This window comes from Endozoicomonas sp. ONNA1, assembly GCF_024606325.1.
GTDB lineage: Bacteria > Pseudomonadota > Gammaproteobacteria > Pseudomonadales > Endozoicomonadaceae > Endozoicomonas_A.
In genome coordinates this window covers 1-8,019 of the sequence record NZ_JAHHPN010000788.1, presented here as the reverse complement: position 1 = coordinate 8,019, position 8,019 = coordinate 1, and the positions used below count along the sequence as shown (strand labels likewise).

Annotated in this window: 5 protein-coding genes and 1 pseudogene; 4 read left to right on the top strand and 2 right to left on the bottom strand. The window is 45.3% G+C overall.

Annotated features, from left to right (window positions below; translation table 11 throughout):
* A pseudogene (locus KDK19_RS18885) lies at window positions 1-297 on the top strand (hypothetical protein); the annotation flags it as partial.
* 41 nt (window positions 298-338) lie between these two features.
* On the top strand, window positions 339-869 hold the full coding sequence (locus KDK19_RS18880) for a DinB family protein (protein WP_257280188.1): 531 nt from the start codon (window positions 339-341) through the stop codon (window positions 867-869).
* Here KDK19_RS18880 and rsuA read toward each other — a convergent pair.
* Window positions 851-1,567: a 16S rRNA pseudouridine(516) synthase RsuA gene (gene rsuA / locus KDK19_RS18875; protein ID WP_257288409.1), complete on the bottom strand. Its 717-nt coding sequence runs from the start codon at window positions 1,565-1,567 to the stop codon at window positions 851-853. The genes KDK19_RS18880 and rsuA overlap by 19 nt on opposite strands.
* Entirely contained in the window at window positions 1,564-2,340 is a 777-nt protein-coding gene (locus KDK19_RS18870; RefSeq protein ID WP_257292619.1) for a DUF2057 domain-containing protein, read from the bottom strand. The genes rsuA and KDK19_RS18870 overlap by 4 nt, the downstream gene beginning before the upstream one ends.
* Before the next feature lie 331 nt (window positions 2,341-2,671).
* On the opposite strand from KDK19_RS18870, the gene KDK19_RS18865 reads away from it, so the two are divergent.
* Window positions 2,672-6,094, top strand: a complete 3,423-nt coding sequence (locus KDK19_RS18865) for a hypothetical protein (RefSeq protein WP_257280185.1) — start codon at window positions 2,672-2,674, stop codon at window positions 6,092-6,094.
* Window positions 6,095-6,449: 355 nt separating this feature from the next.
* Window positions 6,450-8,019, top strand: a 1,570-nt coding sequence (locus tag KDK19_RS18860; RefSeq protein ID WP_257292618.1) for a hypothetical protein, incomplete at its 3' end; no start/stop codon positions are given.

Below are 8,019 nucleotides of genomic sequence, written 5' to 3'. Positions count from 1 at the left end.
ATTGCTTTTCTGACCAGTCTGTTCCGGTTGTCATTCAACAAAGTGTTCTTTGATCGTTCGGATAAAACGAATACCCATGCCTACCTTTTACTGAAAAGTTACTGCTCTCAATTGGGCGTGGCTCTGTTGTTTATGGTCACAGCTCTGTTTCTGCATCAGGTAAAGCCACCTCTGGAAGCGCTTCAGGCTGTGTACTTTATTGCCTCCATTTTAGCTTTGGTTTATTTCCGCTACAGCTGGCAGAGCGCGACTGTCAGGGCGGATAGAGCCGCCATGAATGAAAAAATATTGTCTTGAAAAAAACGCAATAGATATTGAGAAAAAAGGGGATTCTTACCATGCGTAGTGATTTTGAGCAGGTACTGCTGGGCAATCAGGAAGCGGTTGAGCAGATGATCGGTTTTGTTTCTGGTATGAGTGCTAATGATTACCGTTTCAGTGATTCAGGCCTTTTTCAAAGCACAATCGGCCAGCACTTGCGTCATGTTCTGGATCTGTATGAAGCTGTCCGTTCTTCTTCTGACGAATTGGTGGATTATGATATTAGACGCAGGGGGCTTTTGCTGGAGCATGAAAAAAATGCGGGACTGGCAGAGTTGAAAGATTTGCTGCAATGGTTGCAAGCATTGAAAGCCGAAGATCTGGCATTAGAGGTTGTAATGAAAACTGAAGTACTTTTGTCAGCAAGCAGCAGCGTGCGATTGAAATCCACACTGGGAAGGGAGTTGATCTTTGCCAGCAGCCATCTGATCCATCACCTGGCAATGATGGCAACGATCGCAAAAGTGGCAGGCAACAGAATTGACCCTTCCGTGGGTATGGCTCCAGCTACTTCCACCTTTAACAGAGGTCAGCTGGTGACTTCCTGAACGGAATTGATTTCGTCTTCAGTCAGATAGCGCCACTCACCCGCTTCCAGATCAGGGTCGAGAGTGATAGAGCCTATCTGTTCCCTATGCAGGGCCGTTACACGATTACCCAGAGCTGCAAACATGCGTTTGACTTGATGGTACTTGCCTTCATGAATCGTCAACAGTACTTCCTGATGAGAAATAAATTCAAGCTGCGCCGGTCGGGTCCGTTTTTTCTCCCCTTGCAACTGAATACCTTGTGCAAACTGTTCGATGGCAGACTGATCCGGGGGCATGGCTAGTTCTACCCGATAACGTTTTCCACACTTTTTAACCGGTGATGTGATTTTATGAGACCACTGGCCGTCGTCTGTAATCAGCACCAGCCCTGTGGTATCCACATCCAGCCGACCGGCTATCCTGAGACGATCTGATTTGATGACATCCAGCAGATCAATAACGGATGGATACAGTTCGGCTCTTGTTCCTGAGTGTGTCGAACAAATGGTATCCACCGGTTTGTTGAGCATGATGTAACGAGATCCCACCAGCGTCAGCGGTGCGCCATCCAGAAGAATCTCAGCATCGTCAGTAACCTTACAGGCCGGATTTTTGACGATAACACCCTCCACACTCACCGACCCGGTTTTCAGAAGTCTTTTGCTTTCTGAGCGGGTCAGTTCGGTGCTTTTACAAAGAAATTTGTCGAGTCTCACTGGCTGACTTGTTCCCGGGCCCAGTTGACGAACGCCTTCCGCGTTTTCGGATCGGCTTTTTCAAACCAGTAGCGCAACATGCTGGCGCTCATATTGGCATCGTCATTTTGATTGGCAGCAGAACCATAGATCTCCTCATTCTGAGTTGCATTGGCAAAGCCCGTGGTTTGCTCTGCAAAGACACCCAAACCTGAAAATTCACTGGCCGCTGCCGGGCTGTCAGAACGATTAAACTTTTGGACGTCTGCCGCATAGTTGCGACCGAGCTGGATACCCTTGCTGGGCAGAATGGCAAATTTAAAAGGAACGGCTTCGCCTTTTGCATCCTTCAATGAAATCTTGCTGGTGGGGTCATCGTTGATCGCTTCTGCCTGACGCATGTTTCTCAGTTCGGGTGTATCAATAGTGTATTGCTTGCCAACTGCTGGATGGAAGGTCAGAACAAAAGGTTTGGAGGTGAAGCGCGTCCGGTCCCCGCCATTAGTGACGACATCAGATAATTGAAAAACAATCTGATGGCGTTCATCGGTCAGAGGAATGGGCTTGTTAGCTTCCACCTTGAAGTCGAGGTCTCTGGCATTGGTACCGTCAAGAACCAGTAACTCAGATTTGGCTGGTAACTGAAGGGTGGCCTGTTCAGCTTTGGATCCAGCAGCTGAGACCGATGCGACCATGAAAAAGCTGAGGGTCGACGCCAGGAATCTGTTTAACCATGGGCGATGATACATTGAGCGCTCATAGAGGCTGAAAAAATCGTTTAAAAGAGAGCGCATAGATATCCCCTTATGCAACTTATACTGATGAGGGTGAGAAAAGCCTGCACAACATGCCGGACTCAGGGGCTAAAAGCAAGTGGCTTTTGGGAGGCTGCATTCTGGTCAGCCGGTTTGCTGCAGTGATGTGACCACTTTTATTATCTTAAGTTTCGAAACTATCATAACCCGTGTAAGGTCTTGAATATGTTAAAAAAGATAGAACTCACTCCCAAATTTTTACTCCTTGAGGAGCGAGTGTAATTAATTCCGGGGAACTAAGTCAGCGTAATTATGTCTCAATAGAACATGCCGTTCTTTAAATAATGATTACTCGAATCAGGCAACAATTATGCAAAATATCAAGAACACTTATGCTCCGCCTTCTTACCAGCAGCCTGACCCTGAAGGATGCACCGCCACTCAGGACTGCTCAGAAAGACTGGCGGACGCAGACTCAACTACTGCCAGGGCTTCTGCAATAAATCCAGAGTCTCATTTAGCGTGCATTGATAAAACCAATGACCCGGCATACTCCGAACCCAGCGATTTTTCTCTAACAGAAAGACAGGCTGCGACCAGTTCAGTAGAAAAAACCTATCATACACCTGATTTGACATCAGCTTCTGACCAGAGCTTGCCGGAGGACTCAGCAGCCTGCAGTCCTGCCTTAAACATTCTCCTGAAGCCTCTGCGTGATGAAATTATTTTGGATACTCTGCCTTGTTTCCACGGAGCACCGTCCCCACCTTCTCAAGAAATTACGATAGCGGCTGTCCAAAGCTTCAAGCGTGAATTACTCGAATTTACAACGAAACTTGATCAAGAGTTTTTTGATAGAACGTTTCTTGATACAGATGGTCCTCAGTTCCATAGCTTAATCTACAACAGACTGGCTTTGCTCAAGCGTCTTGCTAATAAATATCAGGTATTCAAAGACAGTTCATACAAACTGGTCGATTGGTATAACGCAAGAAAATTGGCTAACAGAAGTCAATATGCCGTATTGTCCAAACGGCTTTTTTTGAGCGATGATATGTGTAACGTAGCAGTGTGGCTCGCCAGGCACTATCGTGTTCTCGATAGAATGTTATGTCGATGGGCCTCCATGGCTGATTCCCCGGGCCAGCAATCAAACAGTTTTCTGAGCGAATCTATTGTTTGCCATTTGTCATATGTCCGCTCTGTTGTAGAGAGCATGATAAGATACGCTGATTTCAACAGCCATATCGCCCTTCGGGCACCGGTAGAACCAAGGAAGTACCATTCAATTTTGCATGCACCCCCTCGGGAATGCCCCGAACTTAAGCTACGTGAGTCTAACATCCTGAGTGAAGGGGTCAGCAATCTGCTCACTGTCATTGCCACGGGTTCATTGGAAGTCCTGAACAGGGAAGATTCTCAAGATATCTTGAATATCGCTTCTGGAAGCCTTTTCAGCTCAATAGATCGATACAGGGAAGAAGGGGATGATCACACATTCCAACCAGTGTGCGTTGACCAACAGGCGATTGGGCAACATCTATTTTGTGCAGAGTTATTCCATGCAGCTGTATTATCAGGACGGTGGGATGAAGCCGATAAGGCTTTTGAAGCAACCACTCGAATAGTTTTCCATAACGAGTATTCACTGGAGCCAGTTATTCAAGCTCTTAAAGATAATAATACAGCAGGAATCAACATCGAAAGCTGGCATAAAGATGTTAAAGAATATACACAATCCCGACCCAACCCACTTAGTATGTATTTCATCCTTGGGCTTGAAGCTGCTTCTACTTACCTGAGTACCCTTCTTGCTCACAAGGAGAGTGCCACTGAGAACCAGTCACCGTTAATAAAGGTAATGAAGACGGAGGAGCTGAAACAAATACTGGATGTTCTGGATCCATGGGCAGATCAGTTGCAGGAGCTTGGCTTATTGACCAGTGATGGAATGAAAACCTTTAAATACCGTCGTCGTTTATCTCTCGCCTGGCATAGGTTACAGATTCTGACCAATAATCAAGCGATCGCCATCAGGAATAGCATTCATGAGGCCAGAAAAGTCATCATGCAACATGCCACCTCGGATGGGATAACAAATGACAATCCGCAGCAGCTTCCTGAATACCTGAAATCCCAGCTGACACAAATACTTATCCAGAATAATGATATTTTAAAACTCATTAATAAAGAGTGCGATGCATACAATTCAGACATTAACATCTCAGAACTGGGCAGAGAGTCCTGTGAACGGCTCATTAATATTTTTGAAAACAATGTAAAATCGCGGCACACCGAATTATTGCTGACGTTCTTCCACTGCAGTTATTACTGTGCAATGCTCGTTGAGCATGTTTCTCAATGCGCTTCAATATTCAATGATCTCGAGGCCTGCCTTACATGCATTCATACCAGTGATTCATCGCGCTCGCTTAAGATGAGCAAAGAGAAATGGAAAGAAAAAATCAAAGCGAATGATTCCGGGATTAAAGAGAAAATTGATCAATTTGATAAGATCAACCAAAACATCAAAACCTGTTTCAAAGACGCTTTCAGGCAATTGAACAACATCAGAGAACACGTCATTAATGAACAAGATATTTGCCTGAAAATTGCGCTGTTCGAGTCAATTCATGCTACTTTATACTACAGTTTGCAACAGCTTCAGCGTTTGAATTCTGCTCTTGTCCTCGTTAGCGGTAAACGGATCGATATTCTCAAAAATGAATTTCCAACCATTCTCAAGCTTGAACAGGCTACCGTCAGTTGTGGGAAGAAATTGAAAAAAAATATTGCTTTCATAGCAGGCTACTTAAAAGATCTAAATAACTCTAAAAAACTATCATTAGTCAAAACCGGTGGTAGTCATAAACCGAATCCAGTCCAAATTAAAAATGGCCGATCTAAAGAACAATCCAGTAATAACCGTTATACTCTGGCAGATTTTGCCGCAAAGACATCTGTTACTGGAGATACTCCGGATATTCTCAATACAAGAGCTTATTTTCATGAGCAAATCGCCAGCGAAGTACAGGCGTTGAATCGTGAAAATAAGCCTGTGGTATATTTGGGAAGCCGTGCTTATCAGACGCAGGTCCAGTCACTTTGGGGAAGCGAGGCATTAAATGGGGTATCCGGCAATGATCTGTTACCGGGCGAAATATCCCGGGGAGTTGTTGAGCGCTCAGTCATGCCAAGGGATACAGATCTTTTGGTACTTAATAAAGAGCAATTCAGTGAGATCAAAGAACGGTTCTATCATCGTCTGGAGGAAGCTGCCCTTTCACGCGGTGACTTGCCTGAGAAATGTAAGCTGCTTATGACTAACATTGGTGAGGCGTTTTATTACGGCACAAAATGTTATTTCTGCAACCTCATTCTTTGTTCAAAAGAAGGGTATACAACGAAAGACTGGGTTTATGTGGTTGACTTGATCAGCCCTATGGACACTGCCCCGTCAACCCTGCTGTCTTACGATTCTCCCATACTGGCTTCAGGTGAGCCGGTGCACAGCAGGCAACTTACTACCATGATGATTGACGAACTCAACCTGGCAGTTGGTCAGGCTGCTGGCCCTGATCGTGCATTGATGGCAATGATGCGCATTAATGTATTGGCGGCCCTTGAATCTTCAGAGCCAAAGCTCGATTCCGTATCAGGCATTGTACTTACGCATGTTCTGGAGCGTCTTCAGGACAGTTACCCCAATCCAGCCCTGGGCAAAATGGCCAGCATACTGCGCTCCAGGGCATTTAACAGGGTTGCTTATGAGGGAACCAATGAAACGGGTTAAAAAGCTGGTGTCATATATGATCCACCCCAACTCTCCTGACCCTGAGACCCTCAGTCCTCTGATTTCATTATCAATATGACTTTCAGTAACAGTCCGGTTTCCAGTTCATCAGCGGGTACAACCGCAGTGAACAATGGTTTGGGGGTCATAGCCACTCTGGCCATATTGTTGCAACTATAACCTGAGCTGATTCATCGCCTCGGTTTAAAGAGTCTGTTGCACCCTGAGCAACAGCACTAAAGAGAGATTAGACAGAAAGATACATCTATTTTCTTGCAACACCTTAATCATATTAATGGATAAGTATAAACACAGCGTCTAGGCTTCCAATCGACTTTTCCGGGGAGTCCTGAAAATGATTAAGTTGCAGCACCATCCGTCCCTGTTCATCATTCCTGTATTTCTGTTACTTGCCCTGAACCTTCAGGCTCAAAACACGACTCAATCTACAATCACTGTTCAACCGACAGCCGCAGCTCAATCGTCAACTGCAGCTCCTACTACTGCACCTACTACGGCACCTCCCATCCCAACAGAATTATGCAGCTCTCTCAGAGATCAAACGACGGGGGTTGAACAACGGCTTAACCAATACCGTGATCTTGTTAGCGGACGACAGTGCGTTGTTCTCACTGCCAACGCTGCAGATGATTTAAGTGAGTTGATAAAACAGATTCCTGATAACACTGTTATCTTGCTTTCCTCCAAAACAACTTCTCCAGCCGTTACCCCTGTGACAGGTAAGCCCACTGTTGAATATCTTATTGCCAGTGCAATAGCTTTGAAGAGCGGTCAGGACATCGTCGGGGCTGCTGATGACGGTTTTGAAATTGTTATCAAGCTTCATGATAACTTTACCAATAGATATATGATCGGGGTTGGAGTTGGATACAGTCGCAAATTCAATTCTGGAGAAACAGGAGACAATCATATAAAACATATTACTTTCCGGCCAACCGGAGTTAATCCCGATACTCTCACTGACGCTGTTATTCACACAAATTGCTATAACCGGACATTATCTATAGAGAACAACGTTTTTTATCTCCCTGTCTGGGCCGCAGTTAACATTAATTGCTCTGCGAATCTGGATGCATCCACCAATGATTTGCACACGGGCCCGGGCTTACGTTTCGCTAATAACAAGGTCATTGGTGAAACCATCCGCACGACAAAACTCAGTATGATTCCCGAGGAAGCAATATTCATTAATTTTCGAAACATCAATAACCTGTCAAATAAGCTCGAAATAATTGAGAACACATTCCGGGGCAAAATCTCGGAATTGGCCCAGATTGCCATTGGATCCGGAAGCAATATTAATATCTTCAGAAACACTGTTGATATTGACAATAAAGGCAAGACACGTAGCGAAATTCGTACAGGAATTGAAACCCGAAGGGGAGGGCTCGCTTTAAAAGGTCTTTTCGTTTTTGCCTATAGAAAAGCTCCTCTCATTAATCTGGCTGGTAACAATATCTACGTCACAACGACAGCTTTAACTATCTATGACAAGCTTGATCTGGCCTTGGCCTGTAACGACTTCCTGGGAATGACTTTGTGGAAAGTAGACAACGAATATTTCTCCCTGAAAGCCGTTGATCCATTGCCACTGGCAGGTGAGTGTCAGAGATCTGAGAGTTCAACCGTCGGCATGGCAACGACCAGTGCACCGACACTTTGCCAGATCGTGAATAGCTGGACTCCTATCAATGATTCCAAAGCCACTGCTTTGACTGGACTGACCAACGTCGAGGGTCAGTTCTACTTTGACTCAGCTGTTTGCATGACAGACCCTCAGTCCTCTGCTTCTATTACCAATGCGACTACCAATGCGACTACCAATGCGACTTTCAGTATCAACCTGGTTTCTAGGAGCCTGACCGAGAATGGCGCCCGTAGCGAGGACGGCATAAAATTGAGGA

Bases quoted from the DNA above. Each gene is read 5' to 3' on its own strand.
- KDK19_RS18865 (WP_257280185.1), top strand. From the start codon at position 2,672: ATGCAAAATATCAAGAACACTTATGCTCCGCCTTCTTACCAGCAGCCT.
- KDK19_RS18880 (WP_257280188.1), top strand. From the start codon at position 339: ATGCGTAGTGATTTTGAGCAGGTACTGCTGGGCAATCAGGAAGCGGTT.
- KDK19_RS18870 (WP_257292619.1), bottom strand. From the start codon at position 2,340: ATGCGCTCTCTTTTAAACGATTTTTTCAGCCTCTATGAGCGCTCAATG.